The organism is Zoogloea sp. JDB1, from assembly GCF_056724025.1.
Genome location: NZ_CM161496.1, coordinates 3179988 through 3198026 on the forward strand (window position 1 = coordinate 3179988; position 18039 = coordinate 3198026).

At 65.4% G+C, this 18039-nt stretch carries 15 protein-coding genes; 13 read left to right on the top strand and 2 right to left on the bottom strand.

Annotated elements, in window-relative coordinates; translation table 11 throughout:
* Positions 1-19: 19 nt before the first annotated feature.
* From odhB to yoaA, 5 genes are all read left to right on the top strand, one after another.
* Positions 20-1210 carry a 2-oxoglutarate dehydrogenase complex dihydrolipoyllysine-residue succinyltransferase gene (odhB, locus tag AC1PPK_RS14370; RefSeq protein ID WP_481113727.1) on the top strand — a complete coding sequence of 397 codons (1191 nt, stop codon included), beginning with the start codon at positions 20-22 and terminating at the stop codon, positions 1208-1210.
* A gap of 80 nt (positions 1211-1290) precedes the next feature.
* The gene (lpdA, locus tag AC1PPK_RS14375; RefSeq protein ID WP_481113728.1) at positions 1291-2712 is read left to right on the top strand and encodes a dihydrolipoyl dehydrogenase; all 1422 of its coding nucleotides are present in this window, start codon (positions 1291-1293) and stop codon (positions 2710-2712) included.
* A gap of 140 nt (positions 2713-2852) precedes the next feature.
* Positions 2853-3971: a cell division protein ZapE gene (gene zapE / locus AC1PPK_RS14380; RefSeq protein ID WP_481113729.1), complete on the top strand. Its 1119-nt coding sequence runs from the start codon at positions 2853-2855 to the stop codon at positions 3969-3971.
* 7 nt (positions 3972-3978) lie between these two features.
* Entirely contained in the window at positions 3979-4767 is a 789-nt protein-coding gene (locus tag AC1PPK_RS14385) for a hypothetical protein (protein WP_481113730.1), read from the top strand.
* 26 nt (positions 4768-4793) lie between these two features.
* Complete coding sequence (yoaA, locus tag AC1PPK_RS14390) at positions 4794-6749, top strand: DNA repair helicase YoaA (RefSeq protein ID WP_481113731.1); 1956 nt, start codon at positions 4794-4796, stop codon at positions 6747-6749.
* Positions 6750-6753: 4 nt separating this feature from the next.
* Here the strand turns inward: yoaA and AC1PPK_RS14395 are convergent, their stop codons facing one another.
* Complete coding sequence (locus tag AC1PPK_RS14395; protein WP_481113732.1) at positions 6754-7293, bottom strand: hypothetical protein; 540 nt, start codon at positions 7291-7293, stop codon at positions 6754-6756.
* A 163-nt stretch (positions 7294-7456) separates the two neighbouring features.
* Between AC1PPK_RS14395 and AC1PPK_RS14400 the strand changes: the two genes are divergently transcribed.
* From AC1PPK_RS14400 to AC1PPK_RS14435, 8 genes are all read left to right on the top strand, one after another.
* Positions 7457-7873 carry a hypothetical protein gene (locus AC1PPK_RS14400; protein WP_481113733.1) on the top strand — a complete coding sequence of 139 codons (417 nt, stop codon included), beginning with the start codon at positions 7457-7459 and terminating at the stop codon, positions 7871-7873.
* A gap of 47 nt (positions 7874-7920) precedes the next feature.
* On the top strand, positions 7921-8736 hold the full coding sequence (locus AC1PPK_RS14405) for a hypothetical protein (RefSeq protein WP_481113734.1): 816 nt from the start codon (positions 7921-7923) through the stop codon (positions 8734-8736).
* 264 nt (positions 8737-9000) lie between these two features.
* On the top strand, positions 9001-9495 hold the full coding sequence (mobB, locus tag AC1PPK_RS14410; protein ID WP_481113735.1) for a molybdopterin-guanine dinucleotide biosynthesis protein B: 495 nt from the start codon (positions 9001-9003) through the stop codon (positions 9493-9495).
* The gene (locus AC1PPK_RS14415) at positions 9492-10715 is read left to right on the top strand and encodes a molybdopterin molybdotransferase MoeA (protein ID WP_481113736.1); all 1224 of its coding nucleotides are present in this window, start codon (positions 9492-9494) and stop codon (positions 10713-10715) included. The genes mobB and AC1PPK_RS14415 overlap by 4 nt, the downstream gene beginning before the upstream one ends.
* Positions 10712-10966 carry a molybdopterin converting factor subunit 1 gene (moaD, locus tag AC1PPK_RS14420; RefSeq protein WP_481113737.1) on the top strand — a complete coding sequence of 85 codons (255 nt, stop codon included), beginning with the start codon at positions 10712-10714 and terminating at the stop codon, positions 10964-10966. Before AC1PPK_RS14415 ends, moaD begins: the two co-directional genes overlap by 4 nt.
* Position 10967: 1 nt before the next feature.
* Positions 10968-11459 carry a molybdopterin synthase catalytic subunit MoaE gene (moaE, locus tag AC1PPK_RS14425; protein ID WP_481113738.1) on the top strand — a complete coding sequence of 164 codons (492 nt, stop codon included), beginning with the start codon at positions 10968-10970 and terminating at the stop codon, positions 11457-11459.
* Between the two features lie 273 nt (positions 11460-11732).
* The gene (locus AC1PPK_RS14430) at positions 11733-14918 is read left to right on the top strand and encodes an efflux RND transporter permease subunit (RefSeq protein WP_481113739.1); all 3186 of its coding nucleotides are present in this window, start codon (positions 11733-11735) and stop codon (positions 14916-14918) included.
* 1 nt (position 14919) lies between these two features.
* A complete protein-coding gene (locus tag AC1PPK_RS14435) occupies positions 14920-16158 on the top strand; it encodes an efflux RND transporter periplasmic adaptor subunit (protein WP_481113740.1) in 1239 nt (412 codons plus the stop codon).
* 57 nt (positions 16159-16215) lie between these two features.
* On the opposite strand, the gene AC1PPK_RS14440 is transcribed toward AC1PPK_RS14435, so the two are convergent.
* Positions 16216-18033: a TRAP transporter large permease subunit gene (locus AC1PPK_RS14440; protein WP_481113741.1), complete on the bottom strand. Its 1818-nt coding sequence runs from the start codon at positions 18031-18033 to the stop codon at positions 16216-16218.
* Between the last annotated feature and the right edge of the window lie 6 nt (positions 18034-18039).

Here is an 18039-nt window from a genome sequence, read left to right on the forward strand (position 1 = left end):
TGAAAACAAGGGAGAAGATATGCTGATCGAAGTCAAAGTGCCCCAACTGTCCGAGTCCGTTTCCGAAGCCACGCTGGTCAGCTGGCACAAGAAGGAAGGCGACGCCGTTTCCCGTGACGAGAACCTGATCGACATCGAGACCGACAAGGTCGTGCTCGAAACCCCGGCTCCGGCCGACGGCGTGCTGGTCAAGATCGTCAAGAACGGTGGCGACTCGGTGACTTCCGGCGAAGTGATCGCCACCATCGACACCGAAGCCAAGGCTGCCGCTGGTGCTCCGGCCGCTGCTGCCGCTCCGGCTGCCGCTGCCCCCGCCGCCGCTCCGGCTGGCGCCGCTGGTGCTGCGAGCCCGTCCGCCCGCAAGATCCTCGATGAGAAGGGCATCGCTGCCGCTGACGTCGCTGGCTCCGGCCGTGGTGGCCGCGTGATCAAGGAAGACGCCGTCGCTGCCCAGCCGAAGGCTGCCGCTCCGGCTGCTGCGGCTCCGGCCGTGGCCGTTCCGACCGGTGACCGTATCGAACAGCGCGTTCCGATGACCCGTCTGCGTGCCCGCATCGCCGAGCGCCTGATCCAGTCCAAGAACGAAAACGCCATCCTGACCACGTTCAACGAAGTGAACATGGCTCCGATCATGGCGCTGCGCAAGCAGTACGGCGACAAGTTCGAGAAGGCTCACGGCGTGCGTCTGGGCTTCATGGGCTTCTTCGTGAAGGCTGCCGTTGCCGCCCTCAAGAAGTTCCCGATCCTGAACGCCTCCGTCGATGGCAACGACATCGTCTACCACGGCTACATCGACATCGGTATCGCTGTCGGTTCGCCCCGTGGCCTGGTGGTGCCCATCCTGCGTGATGTGGACAACATGTCCATCGCCGACATCGAGAAGAAGATCGCCGAATTCGGCCAGAAGGCCAAGGACGGCAAGATCTCCCTCGAAGAGCTCACCGGCGGCACGTTCTCCATCTCCAACGGTGGCGTGTTCGGTTCCATGATGTCCACCCCGATCATCAACCCGCCCCAGTCCGCGATCCTCGGCATCCACGCCACCAAGGACCGCGCCGTGGTGGAAAATGGTCAGGTCGTCGTGCGTCCGATCAACTACCTCGCCATGTCCTACGACCACCGCATCATCGACGGCCGCGAAGCCGTCCTGGGCCTGGTCACCATGAAGGAAGCCCTGGAAGATCCGGCCCGTCTGATCCTGGACGTCTGATCCATCCAACCGTCGGCACGGTCGCGGCCCGCAAGGGCTGCAGCCGTGCCGCGTTTTTGTCTGCACAAGGAAGAGACTAAATGGCGAAGCAATTTGACGTGCTGGTCATCGGCGGTGGTCCCGGTGGCTACGTGGCAGCGATCCGCGCCGCACAACTCGGTTTCAACACGGCCTGCGCCGAATCCAATCCCTACGCCGACCCGAAGGGCGAGCCCCGCCTCGGCGGCACCTGCCTGAACGTCGGCTGCATCCCGTCCAAGGCGCTGCTGCACACTTCCCACCTGTTCGAGGAAGCCGGCCACGCCTTTGAAGAGCAGGGCATCTCCGTCGGCACGCCGAAGATCGACGTGGCCAAGATGATCGGCCGCAAGTCCAAGATCGTCGAGCAGCTCACCGCCGGCATCAAGGGCCTGTTCAAGAAGAACAAGGTCACCTTCCTGGCCGGCCACGGCGCCTTCGTCGGCAAGACCGACGCCGGTTGGCAGGTCAAGGTCGGCGAGGAAGTCGTCGAAGCCAAGCAGGTCATCGTGGCGACCGGCTCCACCGCCCGTCACCTGCCCGGCATCCCGGTCGACAACAAGCTGGTCTGTGACAACATCGGCGCCCTCGATATCGACGCCGTGCCCAAGCGCCTCGGCCTCATCGGCTCCGGCGTGATCGGCCTGGAAATGGGCTCCGTGTGGAAGCGCCTCGGCGCCGAAGTCACCATCCTCGAAGCGATGGACAGCTTCCTCGGCGCTGCCGATCAGGACGTGGCCAAGGAAGCCCTCAAGCTGTTCACCAAGCAAGGCCTCGACATCAAGCTGTCGGTCAAGGTCGGCGCAGTCACCGTCGGCAAGAAGTCTGTCACCGTCGAGTACGAAACCAAGGACGGCGCCCAGACGGCTGAATTCGACCGCCTGATCGTCTCCGTCGGTCGCGTGCCGAACACCGCCGGCCTCAACGCCGAAGCGGTCGGCCTCAAGATCGACGAGCGCGGTTTCGTCGAAGTCGATGGCCACAACCGTACCAACCTGGACGGCGTGTGGGCAGTGGGCGACGTGGTGCGTGGCCCGATGCTGGCCCACAAGGCCATGGAAGAAGGCGTCGCGGTGGCCGAAACCATCGCCGGCCAGAAGGGCCACACCAACTTCGACACCATCCCGTGGGTCATCTACACCTCGCCCGAGATCGCCTGGGTCGGCAAGACCGAGCAGCAGCTCAAGGCCGAAGGCGCCGCCTACAAGGTCGGCAAGATCCCGTTCATGGCCAATGGCCGTGCGCTGGGTGCCGGCACCCCGGCCGGTTTCGTGAAGATGATCGCCGATGCCAACACCGACCGCATCCTCGGTGTGCATATCATCGGCGCCAACGCTTCCGAACTGATCGGCGAGGCCGTGGTGACCATGGAGTTCGCCGGTGCGTCCGAAGATCTGGCGCGCATCTGCCACGCTCACCCGACCCTGTCGGAAGTGGTGCACGAAGCCGCCCTGGCGGTGGACAAGCGTCCGCTGCACTTCTGATGACGACGGCCGGCGCTGTGTAGTCCTTTGTAGCCGGCTCCGCGCATCACCCGGGGGTGGTCAGGCAGTAAAATGCCTGACCACCCCCGTTTCCATAAGTAGCGCGCCCAGAACGCGCCCAGACAACACCTGCCACGACGATGCCCCATCGAATCCTCAAGGTTGCCGAGCACGGCATGCTCGAAGCCTACGACGCCACCCTCAAGGCCCGCGGCTTCAAGTCCGACCCCGCCCAGCGCGCCGCCGCCCAGCGCCTGCAAGGCCTGTACACCGAACTCGTCGCCTTCAAGGCGGCCCGCAAGGGCACCCTCCGCAAGCTGCTGTCACGGCCCAAGCAGCCGCGCAGCGTGTACTTCTGGGGCGGGGTGGGGCGCGGCAAGAGCTTCCTGATGGACTGCTTCTATGATTCGGTCCCGTACCAACGCAAGCGCCGCGTGCACTTCCACGCCTTCATGCAGGAAGTGCAGAACGACCTGAAGAACCTCAACAACGAAGCCGATCCGCTGCAGAAGGTCGCCGACCGCATCGCGCGCCAGACCCGCCTGCTGTGCTTCGACGAGTTCCACGTGTCGGACATCGCCGACGCGATGATCCTCGGCCGGCTGCTCGACGCGCTGTTCGCCCGCGGCACCATCTTCGTGATGACCTCCAACTACCCGCCGGACGGCCTGTATCCCAACGGCCTGCAGCGCATCAACTTCCTGCCCACCATCGACATGATCAAGCGCCGCTTCGACGTGGTCGAGGTGGATCACGGCACCGACTACCGGCTGCGCACGCTGGAGCAGATGGACGCCTTCCTGGTGCCCGCCGACGAGGCCGCCGACAAGCACCTTGCGAGTGACTTCGAGAAGATTGCACATACCAAGGGCAAGCCCGGCGAGATCGAGGTGCTGGAGCGCAAGCTGAAGGTCCAGCGCATGGCGCCCGGCGTGATCTGGTTCGATTTCGACACCCTGTGCGGCGGTGCGCGCTCCCAGAACGACTACCTGGAGATCGCCCGCGAGTACCACACGCTGATCCTCTCCCGCGTGCCGAAGATGAGTGCCGCGATGGCCTCCGAGGCGCGCCGCTTCACGTGGCTGATCGACGTGCTCTACGACCACCGGGTCAAGCTGCTGGTCAGCGCCGAGTGCCAGGCCTACGACCTCTACGTGGAAGGTCGCCAGGCCAACGAGTTCCACCGCACGGTCAGCCGCCTGATCGAGATGCGCTCCCGCGACTACCTCGCCGAAGCCCACCGGACCTCCTCGGTCTGAGCGCGGCATGAAGCGCCGCCAGGCCTGCCTCGCCCTTGCCATGCTGGCCGTGTTCGCCACGGCCCGGGCGGAGCCGCGCCTGGAGATCATCACGCTGCGCCACCGGCCCGCCGAGCAGATCCTGCCTGCCTTGCGGCCGCTGGTGGAGCCCGGCGGGGCCTTGTCCAATATGGGCGACAAGCTGCTGCTGCGTGTGTCGCCGGCCAACCTGGCCGAACTGCGCGTCGCCATCGACGCGCTGGATACGCCGCTGCGCCGCCTCGTGGTGTCCGTGCGCCAGGATCAGGATGTGGCAGGGCAGGGCGGGGGAGCCGGCGTCAACGCCCGCCTGTCGCCCGGCAACAGCCGCGTGATCGTCGAGGCCGGCGCCGGCAGCGCCAGCCGCAGCGGGCAGCTCAGCCAGCAGGTCCAGGTGATGGAAGGCGGACGTGCGCTGATCCGCGTCGGCCAGTCCCTGCCCATCGCCATGCGCGAGTGGCGCGCTGGCCCAGCCGGCTGGCAGGCCGTGGACAGCGTGCGCTTCCTGGACGTGGGGAGCGGCTTCATGGCCGCGCCGCAGCTGATCGGCGAGCAGGTCAGCATCGACATCACACCGGCCGTCGAACAGCTCCGCCCCGACGGCAGCATCGAATCCTTCCGCCTGTCCACCCAGGTCCGCGGCCGCCTCGGAGAGTGGATCCCCCTCGGCGGCAGTCAGATCGACAGCCGCCGCTCCGACTACGGCACCGGCGGCGTCCGCCAGGGCGACAGCCAGAGCCGCGGCCAGGTCTGGCTGCGGATCGACGCCCTCGACTGAGCCGCCCCTTGCTTTTCAGTACCAGCATGAACGTAGAACAAGCCTTCGCGCCCGATGGCCCCCTGGCCAAGGCCATTCCCGGTTTCGCGCCGCGCCGCCAGCAGGTGGAGATGGCCGAGCACATCGCCTTCACGCTGAAGGAGAACCGGGTGCTCGTCGCCGAGGCCGGCACCGGCACCGGCAAGACCTACGCCTACCTGGTGCCGGCGCTGCTCAATGGCGGCAAGGTGATCATCTCCACCGGCACCAAGACGCTGCAGGACCAGCTCTTCAACCGGGATCTGCCGACCATCCGTGCCGCCCTCAAGGTGCCGGTCGCGGTGGCGCTGCTGAAGGGCCGCGCCAACTACGTGTGCCATTACCACCTGGCCCGCAACCTCGCCGACGCACGCCTGCAGACCCCCGAGGACGCCGTCCACCTACGCGCCATCGGGCGCTTCATGGAGATCAGCCAGACCGGCGACAAGGCCGAGTGCCCCGAGGTGCCGGAAGACGCCGCCGCCTGGATGTTCGCCACCTCGTCGCGGGACAACTGCCTCGGCCAGGAATGCCCCAACATCAAGGAATGCTTCGTCGCCGCGGCGCGCCGCAACGCGATGGACGCCGACGTGGTGGTGGTCAACCACCACCTGTTCTTTGCCGACGTGAGCCTGCGCGACGCAAGCATGGGCGAGCTGCTGCCGTCCTGCAACGCGGTGATCTTCGATGAAGCCCACCAGCTGCCGGAAACCGCCAGCCTGTTCTTCGGCGAGAGCGTGTCCACCTCCCAGCTGCTCGAACTGGCCCGCGACACCCGATCCGAAACGGTGGCCGCTGCCCGCGACTGCCTGGATCTCATCGAGGCCACCCGCAAGCTCGAAAAGGCCACCCGCGACCTGCGCCTGTCGGTGCAGGCCGAGAACGCCCGCTTCGGCTTCGCCCAGATGGAAGACAACAAGCCCTTCCATGAGGCGCTGGACGTCCTCGGCGACGAGCTGGCCCTCTTCGGCGCCATCGTCGAGACCCAGGCCGAGCGCTCCGAAGGGCTGGCCAATTGCCTGCGCCGCACGCAGGAACTGCAGGAGATCCTGGCCCGCTGGATCAAGCCCGAGAACACCGACTGGGTGCGCTGGGTGGAGGTCTTCAGCCAGGCCCTGTCCCTCAACGCCACGCCGCTGTCCATCGCCACCATCTTCAAGCGCCAGATGGACGGCCACCCGCGGGCCTGGGTGTTCACCTCGGCCACCCTGGCGGTCGGCAAGGACTTCGGCCACTACTGCCGCGAGCTGGGCCTGCACTGGGTCGAGCCGCCGATCGAGACCGCAGTGTGGGGCAGCCCCTTCGACTATCCCGCCCAGGCCGTCCTCTACGCGCCGCAGGGCATGCCGGAGCCCAACAGCCCGGACTACCCGGACGCCGTCGCCAAGGTCGCCTTCCCGCTGATCCGCGCCGCCCAGGGGCGCACCTTCGTGCTGTGCACCTCGCTGAAGGCCATGCGGCGCATTCACGAACTGATCGGCGACTACCTGGAGCGGGAAAAACTCGATCTGCCGCTGCTGATCCAGGGCGAAGGCTCGCGCACCGAACTCCTCGACCGCTTCCGCCGCCTCGGCAACGCCATCCTGGTGGCCAGCCAGAGCTTCTGGGAAGGCGTGGACGTGCCCGGCGACGCGCTGTCGGTGGTCGTCATCGACAAACTGCCCTTCGCCCCGCCCGATGACCCGGTGCTCGCCGCGCGCATCGAGCACATGCAGAAATCCGGCCGCAGCCCCTTCATGGAATACCAGCTGCCGCGCGCCGTCATCAACGTCAAGCAAGGCGCCGGCCGCCTGATCCGCACCGAGCGGGACAAGGGCGTCCTCGCCATCTGCGACCCCCGCATGCTCACCAAGCCCTACGGCAAGCGCGTTTGGCAAAGCCTGCCGCCGATGACCCGCTCGAAGGTCGAGGCGGAAGTCGTCGCCTTCCTCGAAGACCTGCCACCGCCCGCCAGCGGGCGCTGAAGTTTCACCAGGGCGTCCGCTGCAATGGCGGACGCCGAACGGTCCCGGTGCTGCGCCCACGCGGCACCACCGCCTGCCATCGGGCAGCTGCCCTCCGGTTTTCTCCCCACTCTCCTTCCACCCGGCGCGCACCCTTGCCGTGCCGTTCGCGGCCGGAGCGTTTTTCGATGAAATTTGCCGAAAAACGGAATTCAATCATCCGTTGATGGATGGAATCCTTCCAGTCTCGCAACCGGAAAACTGAAATCTCCATTATTTTCATCGAATCTTCGGTCGAATTCATCGAATCGCGGATGGGTGGGCTCGAAGTTTCGGTGATAGAGCTCGAACTTTCGGTGTTTGAGTCCGAATGTTCGAGCTCCGAGTCCGAAGTTTCGGACTCAATCACCGAAACTTCGGACTCGGAGCTCGAAAAGTGGAAGGTAACTGTCCGCTCTTGCATGGCGCGACGGCGAGCACGCTTCGCTGCCGCCAAGGCATCCCCCGCGACACGCACCTCGCCGGCGGCATTTTCGCGTCCCCGGTAGCTGTCCGGGTGATTCATTTGGCATTATGATTCGAACGAATGCCATTGTTCTTCTACGGCCGGACGAGTTCAAGAGTGCGCTGGTGTCGCAACGGTTGCCTCAGGAGGCCGCGCTGCGCTTTGGTCCAGTCGAAGAGTGGTGCCAAGAGGGGGAGTCCTTATTCTTGCAAGGAGACAGGCTATGGCTTTTGTGAATGAGTATCTAAGTGAAGATGACTGCAAGAAATACGAAATTCATCTCATCGACGAGAGGTTTGTTGTTGGTGGTACCTCGTCAAATAGTTGGACGATCGATCGAGATCGAAATGTCTATTTGAGGACTGTTGCGAGGGGACGTGAAGGATTTTCTCATCTGTCTACCTGGACTTTATATTGGCACGGAGATTTGATCGTTCTGGAGTTGGAAAATCTGAGCACAAGTGGGCCTACGGGAGGGGTGTGTCACGGCCACAAGAGAGTTCGCAGTATCGAAATTCCTCCACACCTTGAGGACAAGCGAGCCGATATTCTTTCGGACTTGAAGGATGCGCTTACGGCCTATAAGGATGGAGGAGTCTATGCGAGGGCAACGGAGTACACGTTGACCCTGGATGTATAGACAAGGCGTGTTCTGCAGTTTCTTCTCTCTCTTGAGGTTGCCGAGTGATGCTTGATCCGATTGGTTTCGATGCTATGAAAGCGAGAACTGCGCGGGCTTTGCTGGCTTGCTGCAAGGTGCTGATGGCGGTCGGTCTTCTTGCCGGCTGCAAGGGGGCCGATAATCCCAGCCCGGTGGAAAGTAAGAACGGATACTCATATATCCCGATCGACGGCACGGCCTTCCTGATTCCGGAGAAGAGCTGGCTGAAGGGATATGCGAACAATGCAACGGATGGCTCCATCTGCTGCATCATGCTCCATGCGACGATTCCCGATGTGCAGCCCTGGAGTCCGGAAAGAAATGAGGAAATGTACCCAAAGGAAGGTATTCAGAGAAATTTGAGTATAACGATATGGGGAAATAGAAAATCGTGGCAGGCCTATTATAAAAAGTCGCATGAAGAGAGGTGGAAGGATTATGTCGAGGAGCCGTCTGATCAGGCCATGATTGGATTGAGGAAGTATCGTGAGTTGTGGTCTGTGTACAATGAAAAAAATGCGGAAAAGGATACTGGAAAGTATGGGGCGGATTTTGTGAAAAGTATGAGGGAGGACAATGGAAAGCCTCATATGGATACGGTTTACTATGAATATGTGAAAGATAGTCGTATGATTTTCTTGATTCGTTGCAGTGATCAACGTGGTGGTTTGTATGATGATTGCTATCTCACACTCCCCTTTTCAGAAAGCCTTGAAGTAGAGGTGTATTTCATTCGGGACTACCTGAAAGACGCTGTTCAAATGGTGGAGAAGCTCACCGTGAAACTGGAGGAGTTTGAGGCTGCCGGCCGCGCGCATGGGCATGGCGTTAAGGGGCACTGATTTACCCCTTTGGTCTTCACGTCTGGCTGCCGGCGCATTCACCTATCGGAAATATCCTCGGCGACCCTGACCCAGACAACCTTGGTTCCCGCGATGAGGTCGTGCAAGCATTCCTGGCCTGTGAGAACGGCAAGTCGTCCGTACAAGGGTCGTTGTGGAAGTTCTTGCGGCGAATGAACCGGCCCCAACAGGAACTCTCATGGGTCGTCTCCGCCGCCCCCTTGCTACAATCCCGCGCCTGTCAATCCGTTGGTGGCGCGGGTCATGAAGGTATTCGGTTTCGCCGGCTGGTCCGGTTCGGGCAAGACCACGCTGATCGAGAAGATCATTCCGGAGATCACCGCCCGGGGTTTCCGGGTGTCGGTGATCAAGCATGCGCACCACGGTTTCGACATCGACAAGCCGGGCAAGGATTCCTGGCGCCACCGGGAGGCGGGGGCCAGCGAGATCCTGCTGGTGTCCGACGAGCGCTGGGTGCTGATGCACGAATTGCGCGGCGAGACGGAACCCGATCTGAGCGCCCAACTCCAACGCCTGTCGCCCTGCGACATCGTGTTGGTGGAAGGCTTCAAGGCGGTGCCGATACCCAAGATCGAGGTCTATCGCCCGGCCCATGGCCGTCCGCTGCAGTATCCCGACAATCCGTCCGTCGTCGCGATCGCCAGCGACGTGGCACTCGATGCCCCCATGACCTGTCTGAATCTCAACGATGCGGCCGCCGTGGCCGATTTCATCCTCCACCATCAGGGGCTCCTATGAATACTTCCCTGCGTCCTTTCGAAGAGGTGCGCGACGCGCTCTTGGCCGCCGCCGAGCCGGTGACGGCCGTCGACACGGTGCCTACGTCGGCGGCCCTCGGCCGCGTGCTGGCCGCCGACCAGGTATCCGGCCTCAACGTGCCGCCCCTCGACAATTCCCATATGGATGGCTACGCGGTGAGCACGGCCGATCTACCGGCCGCCGGCACGCGCCTCGTCATCGGCCAGCGCATCCCGGCCGGCAGCGTCGGCCACACGCAGGCCCGCGGCACCGCGGCGCGCATCTTCACCGGTGCGCCGATCCCGGCCGGCGCCGATGCGGTGGTGATGCAGGAGCTGTGCGAAGCGGACGGCGACGGGGTGGTGATCAACCATCTGCCCAAGCCCGGCGAGTGGGTGCGCCGCGCCGGTGAGGACATCGCCCAGGGCAGCACCGTGCTGTCCGCCGGCGTGCGCCTCAATCCGCAGATGCTGGGCCTTGCCGCGTCGGTGGGCTGCGCGACGCTGCCGGTGCTGCGGCGCCTGCGGGTGGCGCTGTTCTCCACCGGCGACGAGCTGGTGATGCCCGGCGAGCCGCTGCCGCCCGGCGCCATCTACAACTCCAACCGCTACGTGCTGCGCGGTCTGCTGGAGGCCCTCGGCTGCGAGGTCAGCGACCTGGGCATCGTGCCCGACAAACTCGACGCGACCCGTGCCGCGCTGCGCGATGCAGCCAGTCGCCACGACCTGATCGTCACCAGCGGCGGCGTGTCGATGGGCGAGGAGGACCACATCAAGCCGGCGGTGACGGCCGAAGGGCGGCTGGATTCCTGGCTGATCGCCATGAAACCAGGCAAGCCGGTGGCCTACGGCCATGTGAACGATCCGGCCGGCGGCGCCGGCGCGGCCTTCATCGGCCTGCCTGGCAACCCGGTGTCGAGCTTCGTCACCTTTATCCTGCTGGTGCGGCCCTTCGTGCTGCGTGCCCAGGGCGTCAAGGACTGCCTGCCCAAGGCCATTCCGCTGGAGGCCGCCTTCGACTGGCCCAAGCCCGACCGCCGCCGGGAGTTCCTGCGCGCGCGCCTGGGGGCCGATGGCCGTGTCGAGCTGTATCGCAACCAGGGGCCCGGCGTGCTCACCTCCACCGTGTGGGCCGACGGCCTCGTGGACAATCCCTCCGGACAGGTCGTCAAGGCCGGCGACCGGGTGCGTTTCATTCCTTATTCCGAACTACTGTCATGAGCGTCAAGGTCCTGTATTTCGCCAGCCTGCGGGAAACCCTGGGGTATTCCCACGAAACCCTCACGCTGTCTGCCGACATCGCCACGCTGGGCGACCTGCGTGCCCACCTGGCCCACCGCGGCGGGGTGTGGGAAGCCCTCGGCGAAGGCCGCAATGTGCGCGCGGCGATCAACCAGGAAATGGTTGGCGCCGACGTGGCGGTGACGGACCGGGACGAGATCGCCTTTTTCCCGCCGGTCACCGGAGGCTGACATGAGTGATACCCAGCGGCAATCCGACTCGGTGTCGGTCCAGGAGGCCGACTTCGACGTCGGCGCGGAGATCGCGGCGCTGTCCGCCGGCCGTGCCGGGGTGGGCGCGGTGGCCAGCTTCGTCGGCCTGGTGCGCGCCGACAAGCTGAGCGGGGAGGGGAGCGAGGTATCGGCGATGACTCTCGAACACTATCCCGGCATGACCGAGAAGTCCCTCGATGCCATCATCGCAGATGCCAACGGCCGCTGGAGCCTGCTCGGCACGCGGGTGATCCACCGCTTCGGGCGGCTCGTGCCCGGCGAGCGCATCGTCTTCGTCGGTGTGGCCTCGTCCCACCGGGGCGACGCCTTCGCCGCCTGCGAGTTCATCATGGACTACCTGAAGACCCGCGCGCCGTTCTGGAAGAAGGAAGACACGCCGGAGGGCGGGCGCTGGGTGGATGCCCGCGAGGCGGATGACGATGCGGCGGCCCGCTGGGGCGCCTGGGACTGAGCCATCTGTGCGCCGATCAACAGCGGACTGTTGGCGGAATGTTGATTTCCCCGCAGTCCGTCGTCGTTTCTGCCCCGGGTTCCGCGTCTGGGGCGGGTCTGCGAAGGTGGCGCAATTGCTGCTATCGAATGGTCTCCGTCCGACGTTTGTAAATCCGCTCCTGACCATTTCTCCAGACTCCGATACTGTTGTTGTGTCGGTGCGCCGTTCGTCGTCAATCTCCTCCCAACCGTCCCTGCCGCTTATCGGGCGCTGACCCAACCAGCCTAGATCATGTGGATCGTCAATATCGCCCTGCGGCGCCCCTACACCTTCATCGTGATGGCGCTGCTCATCTTCCTGGCCACGCCGCTGGTGCTGCTGCGCATTGCCACCGACGTGCTGCCGGAGATCAACATCCCGGTGATCAGCATCATCTGGAGCTACAACGGCCTGTCACCGCAGGAGATGGCCCAGCGCATCACGACGCCCAATGAGCGCCTGCTGGCCACCACGGTCAGTGACATCGAGCATTTCGAGTCCCAGTCCTACAACGGAATCGCGATCATCAAGGTGTTCCTGCAGCCCAACGCGAGTGTCGATACCGCGATGGCGCAGATCGCCTCGACGGAGGGCGGGGCGCTGCGCCAGCTTCCACCGGGGATCAGTCCGCCGCTGGTGATCAAGTATTCCGCGTCGGCAATCCCGGTGATCCAGCTCGGCGTGTCGAGCAAATCGCTGCCCGAACAGTCGCTGTTCGACACCATGCTCAACACGTTGCGGCCCAAGCTGGTGTCCATCCCGGGCATCGCCATGCCTTACCCCTACGGCGGCAAGAGCCGGGTGGTGTCGGTGGACATCGACAGCAGCGCGCTGCAGGCCAAGGGCCTGGTGCCCCTCGACGTGGTCAATGCGATCAGCGCGCAGAACCTGATCCTGCCCGGCGGTACCGCCAAGCTCGGCGAGACCGAGTTCAACGTCAAGATGAACGGCTCGACGCGCACGGTGGAGGAGCTTAACGATCTGCCGGTGCGTGTCGGCAACGGCCAAGCCATCTATCTCCGCGATGTGGCGGCGGTGCGCGACGGCTTCTCGCCGCAGACCAACATCGTCCGCATGGACGGCAACCGGGGCGTCGTGCAGTCGGTGCTGAAGAGCGGCGGGGCGTCCACGCTGCAGGTCATCGACGCGCTGCGTGTGGCCCTGGCGGATGCGCTGCCGAGCCTGCCCGACGACATCCAGGTCACGCCGCTGTTCGATCAGTCGGTGTTCGTCAAGGCGGCGATCTCCGGTGTGGTGCATGAAGGCCTGATCGCCGCCTGCCTCACCGCGGCGATGATCCTGCTGTTCCTCGGTAACTGGCGCACCACCTGCATCATCGCGATCTCGATTCCGCTGTCGGTGCTGTCGTCGATCATCGTGCTCTACGCGCTGGGTCAGACCATCAACATCATGACCCTCGGCGGCCTGGCGCTGGCGGTGGGTATCCTGGTGGACGATGCGACGGTGACCATCGAGAACATCGAGCGCTACCTGCACCTGGGACACGACCTGGAAACCGCGATCCGCGAAGGCGCAGGAGAAATCGCGGTGCCGGCTCTGGTGTCTACGCTGTGCATCTGCATCGTCTTCGTGCCGATGTTCTTCCTCACCGGCGTGGCACGCTTCCTGTTCGTGCCGCTCGCCGAGGCGGTGATCTTCGCGATGATCGCCTCCTACATCCTGTCGCGCACGCTGGTGCCGACGCTGGCCCTGCTGTTCATGAAGAACATGCAGCATGGCGCAGCAGCGCCGGACAACCTACTGCAGCGGGTGTACCGGCGCTTCGATGCCGGCTTCGAGCGCATGCGCGGCGGCTATATCGTGCTGCTGAGCGCACTGCTGCCGCGCCGCCGCAGCTTCATCGCGATCTTCCTGGGGGGCTGTGTGCTGTCGTCGGGGCTGTATTTCTTCCTCGGGCGCGACTTCTTTCCGGCGGCCGACGCCGGCATCATCCGCCTGCATTTCCGCGCTCCGACCGGCACCCGCATCGAGGAGACGGCGCGCCTGGCCGACCGCATCGACGCGGTGATCCGCGAGCAGATCCCGGCGGAGGAACTCGAAACCATCTTCGACAACCTGGGCCTGCCCTACAGCGGCATCAACCTGTCTTACAGCAATGCCGGCACCATCGGCACGCTGGATGGGGAGATCCAGATCGCGTTGAAGGAGAATCACGGCTCTTCGGCCCATTACATCGACCGCCTGCGGGAGGAACTGCCGCGCCGCTTCCCCGGTGTGGAGTTCTTCTTCCAGCCCGCCGACGTGGTGACCCAGATCCTCAACTTCGGCCTGCCGGCGGCCATCGACGTACAGGTAGCCGGCAACAAGCTGCAGGACAACTACCGTTTTGCCGCCATGGTCGAGAAGGCGGTGCGCCAGGTGCCGGGGGCGGTGGACGTGCATATCCACCAGCGCCTCGACCAGCCGTCCCTGCGCCTCGACATGGACCGTAGCCGCCTGCAGCAGATGGGCCTGAGCGCCGCCAACGTGGCGCAGAACGTGCTGATCCCGCTGTCCGGCAGCTTCCAGACGGCGCCCAGCTTCTGGCTCAATCCGAAGAACGGGGTGTCCTACAGTATCTCCGTGCAGGCGCCCCAGTACCGGGTGGACTCGGTCGATTCACTGCTGCAGATCCCGGTGGCCGGGGCCAACGGCGTGCCCAACCAGCTGCTCAGCAACCTGGTCCAGGTGTCGTCGGCACGGGAGCCGGCCATCGTATCGAGCTACAACATCGAGCCGGTGATCGACCTCTACGTGAGCGTGCGCGGGCGCGACCTGGGCTCGGTGGTGGCCGACGTGGAACGCATCGTCGAGGAGCTCAAGCCGCAGCTGGCGAAGGGCAGCAAGGTCACGTTGCGCGGCCAGGCCCGCACGATGAACTCGTCCTTCATCGGCCTCGGCATCGGTGTGGTGATGGCCATCGTGCTGGTCTATCTGCTGATCGTGGTTAACTTCCAGTCGTGGGTGGACGCCTTCATCATCATCACGGCGCTGCCGGCGGCCCTGGCTGGTATCGCCTGGATGCTGATGCTGACCGGCACCACGCTCAGCGTGCCGGCATTGACCGGGGCGATCATGACCATCGGCGTGGCCACCGCCAACAGCATCCTGATGGTGTCCTTCGCGCGCCAGCGCCTGCTGGCCGGCGAGCCACCGCTGTCGGCGGCGCTGGAGGCCGGTGCGACCCGCCTGCGCCCGGTGCTGATGACCGCGCTGGCGATGATCATGGGCATGCTGCCGATGGCCATCGGCCTCGGCGAGGGCGGCGAGCAAAACGCGCCCCTCGGCCGTGCGGCGATCGGCGGCCTGCTGTTCGCCACGCTGTCCACACTGGTTTTCGTGCCGCTGGTGTTTGCCTCGGTGCATCAATATCTCGCCCGCCGGGCCGCCGCCCGGCCGCAGCTGCCCCAGGGCGGCCTTGCCGAAGGACATTCCTGACATGACTGACAACCGCCATTCCAGTATCGGCATCCATGGCCTGCACGCGCATGAGGGTGCCCAGGGCATTCACCGTCTGCGCCTGCTCAAGCGCACCCGCAACGTGGCCCTGGTGGGGCTTGCGGTGCTGGGGGCTGGCCTCGCCGGTGTCGTCGTCCATCGCTCGGCCACCGCCCGCGATCTGGCCACGGCGGCGGACATCCATGCTGCCCGCCATGTGAGCGTGGTCTCGCCGAAGGACAGCAGCAGCGAGAACGTACTGAGCCTGCCCGGCACGCTGCAGGGGTATACGGAGGCGCCGATCTACGCGCGGACCAGCGGCTACCTGGCCGCCTGGTACAAGGACATCGGCGACGGCGTGAAGCAGGGCGAACTGCTGGCCCGCATCGACACGCCGGAAGTGGCCCAGCAACTGGTCGAGGCCAAGCAGGCGCACGCCCAGGCCGTAGCCGCACTAGCGCTGGCCAAGAGTTCGGTCGAGCGCTGGGAAGGCCTGCGCAAGCTCGACTCCGTCTCTCAACAGGAGGTGGAAGAACGCCGCAATGCCTATGCCCAGGCGAATGCGGCCAATGCCTTGACCGCGGCGACGGTCCAGCGCCTGCAGAAGCAACTGGATTACAACCAGGTGGTAGCGCCGTTCGCCGGCGTGATCACCAAGCGCACGGTGGATGTGGGCAACCTCATCGACGCGGGCGGCAGCAGCAAGCAGCTCTTCGTGCTGACCCGCAGCGACCCGCTGCGCATCTACGTGCAGGTGCCCCAGGGTTTTACCCGCCGCGTGCAGCCCGGCGACAAGGCCAGCGTGAGTCTTGCCGAGTGGCCGGGCCGGGTGTTCTCCGGCAGCATCGTGCGTACCGCCAAGGCCATCGACACCGCCAGCCGTACGCTGCAGGTGGAGATCAACCTGCCCAACCCAAAGGGTGAGCTGCTGCCCGGCGCCTATGCACGGGTGGACATCAAGGCCCCGGCAACGGCCGGTGAGCCGAGTTTCCGGATACCCAGCAACACCTTGCTGTTCCGCCCGGAAGGGCCGCGGGTGGCGGTGGTCGGCAGCGACGGCAAGGTGCATCTGCAGGCTGTCACCATCAAGCGCGAGCTGGGGGTGGAAGTGGAACTGGGCAGCGGCGTGAAGGCCGACGACCGGATCGTGCTGAATCCGGCCGACTCCCTGGTCGACGGGGACGCGGTGGTCGTCGCGTCGGTGGCCGAGAAGAAGCCCGAGGCGAAGAAGGCGGGCTGAGAGGTGGGCGCACAGCGCCTGGTTGATTGCGGGGCGCCCAGGCGCCCCGCGTCGCGTTCAGTTGCCGGCGTGGCTGAGCAGCGTCGGCAGCCCGGTGGCCAGCCACGGCTGCCAGGAGATTGCCAGCGCGCCGAGGAAGATCGCCAGCAGGGCCGGCAGCACCGACACCGCCACCTCGCGGATCGGTTTGGCGAACATCGCCGACGCGAAGAAGATGTTCATGCCGGCCGGCGGGCACAGGAAGCCCATTTCCATTACTGCCAGGAAGATCACCCCGAAGTGCACCGGATCGATGCCATAGCTGGTGGCTACCGGCAGCAGCAGCGGCACCAGTACGACGATGGCGGCGTAGATCTCCATCAGCGCGCCGGCGAGGAACAGGAACACGTTGAGCGCCACCAGGAAGGCGAACTTGTTGGGCAGCGCCTGTTGCACCCATTCCACGGCGGCATCCGGAATGCCGGCGTCCACCAGGTAGTTGGTGAGGCCCAGCGCCATGCCGAGGATCAGCATCACGCCGCCGATGACCTGGGCGCAGTCGGCCAGGCAGCGGCGCAGCAGCGCCCAGTCCAGCTCCCGGTGGGCAATGGCCTGGGTGAGGATCGCGTAGGCGGCGGTGAGGGCTGCGCTCTCGGTGGGCGTCGCCACGCCGCTGACCAGGGAGCCGATGGCCACCAGCGGGGCGAGGATCTCCCAGCGGGCCGCCCAGGCGGCGGACAGCGCCGCGCGGGCGTCGGGCCGGGGGCGTTCCGCACTCATCATGGCGACGCCGCCGCGGCGCAGGTAGCCGCCGATGATCAGCAGGAAGACCACCATCACCAGCGCCGGGACGATACCGGCCAGGAACATGCTGTTGATCGGCACGCGGGCGATGATCGCGTACATGATCAGCGGCACCGATGGCGCCAGCAACACACCCAGCGCGCTGGCGCTGGTTACCAGGCTGATGCCCTTGCGTTCCGGAAAACCGGCGTCCCGCAAGAGCGGCAGCAGCAGCCCGCCGAGGGCCAGGATGGTGACGCCGCTGCCGCCGGTGAAGGCAGTGAAGAAGGAGCATAGCAGCGCCGCGGCGATGGCGGTGCCGGTGACGCTGCCGCCGAAGCTGGCGGTGAACAGCGCGCCGAGGCGGCCGGCCGCACCGCTGCGGGCGAAGACCAGGCCGGCCAGCGTGAACAGCGGCAGGGCCGGCAGGGACGGATTGACGGTGATCTGGTAATGGCTGAGGGGCACGGAAGCCAGTGGCTGCCCCTCCGACCAGAACAGGGCCAGCGCCAGACCGCCGAGGACGGTGAAGATCGGCGCGCCGGCCAGCAGCGCCAGCACCAGCCACAGGGCCAGCGGTGCCAGTGGCAGCGTGGCGTCGTCAAAATGGCGGGCGAAGGCGAAGCCGCCGGCGGTCAGCGCAAGACCGAGCAGCAGGCCGGCGATCCGGCTACGGGAGCAGCGGCTGCCCAGTTTGAGGCCCAGCAGCAGAAAGCCAGCCGGCATCAGGGCCTGCACGCCCCACACCGGTATGCCGTAGGCCAGCTCACGGCCGGCTTCCAGTTCGCTGGCGACGAAGTTCCAGCTGGCGCTGCCGAGCATGCCGCACAGCACCGCGGCGCTGCCCTTGGCGAACACCGTCGACGCCGCACGGACAACCGGATTGCGCGAGGTGGCGAAGCCGTTGCCGAGGCTGGTCAGGTGTCCGCCCCGTTCGGCGAGGAGGGCGCCGAACATGGCCAGCGCGAAGCCCAGGTGCTGGACCAGCAGCGGTGCGTTGTCGATGCCCTTGCCGTGCAGCGGGCGCAGGGCGATCTCGATCAGCGGGATCAGGGTCATCAGCGCCAGCGCGGTGGAGGCGATGGCTTCGTCGAAGGAGAGCAGGCGGCGCATGGGAGG

Coding starts and splice junctions, on each gene's coding strand:
- zapE (WP_481113729.1), top strand. CDS start 2,853: ATGCCCCATCGAATCCTCAAGGTTGCCGAGCACGGCATGCTCGAAGCC.
- moaE (WP_481113738.1), top strand. CDS start 10,968: ATGAGTGATACCCAGCGGCAATCCGACTCGGTGTCGGTCCAGGAGGCC.
- yoaA (WP_481113731.1), top strand. CDS start 4,794: ATGAACGTAGAACAAGCCTTCGCGCCCGATGGCCCCCTGGCCAAGGCC.
- AC1PPK_RS14440 (WP_481113741.1), bottom strand. CDS start 18,033: ATGCGCCGCCTGCTCTCCTTCGACGAAGCCATCGCCTCCACCGCGCTG.
- AC1PPK_RS14405 (WP_481113734.1), top strand. CDS start 7,921: ATGCTTGATCCGATTGGTTTCGATGCTATGAAAGCGAGAACTGCGCGG.
- AC1PPK_RS14430 (WP_481113739.1), top strand. CDS start 11,733: ATGTGGATCGTCAATATCGCCCTGCGGCGCCCCTACACCTTCATCGTG.
- AC1PPK_RS14435 (WP_481113740.1), top strand. CDS start 14,920: ATGACTGACAACCGCCATTCCAGTATCGGCATCCATGGCCTGCACGCG.
- AC1PPK_RS14395 (WP_481113732.1), bottom strand. CDS start 7,293: ATGAATCACCCGGACAGCTACCGGGGACGCGAAAATGCCGCCGGCGAG.
- moaD (WP_481113737.1), top strand. CDS start 10,712: ATGAGCGTCAAGGTCCTGTATTTCGCCAGCCTGCGGGAAACCCTGGGG.
- lpdA (WP_481113728.1), top strand. CDS start 1,291: ATGGCGAAGCAATTTGACGTGCTGGTCATCGGCGGTGGTCCCGGTGGC.
- AC1PPK_RS14415 (WP_481113736.1), top strand. CDS start 9,492: ATGAATACTTCCCTGCGTCCTTTCGAAGAGGTGCGCGACGCGCTCTTG.
- mobB (WP_481113735.1), top strand. CDS start 9,001: ATGAAGGTATTCGGTTTCGCCGGCTGGTCCGGTTCGGGCAAGACCACG.
- AC1PPK_RS14385 (WP_481113730.1), top strand. CDS start 3,979: ATGAAGCGCCGCCAGGCCTGCCTCGCCCTTGCCATGCTGGCCGTGTTC.
- odhB (WP_481113727.1), top strand. CDS start 20: ATGCTGATCGAAGTCAAAGTGCCCCAACTGTCCGAGTCCGTTTCCGAA.
- AC1PPK_RS14400 (WP_481113733.1), top strand. CDS start 7,457: ATGGCTTTTGTGAATGAGTATCTAAGTGAAGATGACTGCAAGAAATAC.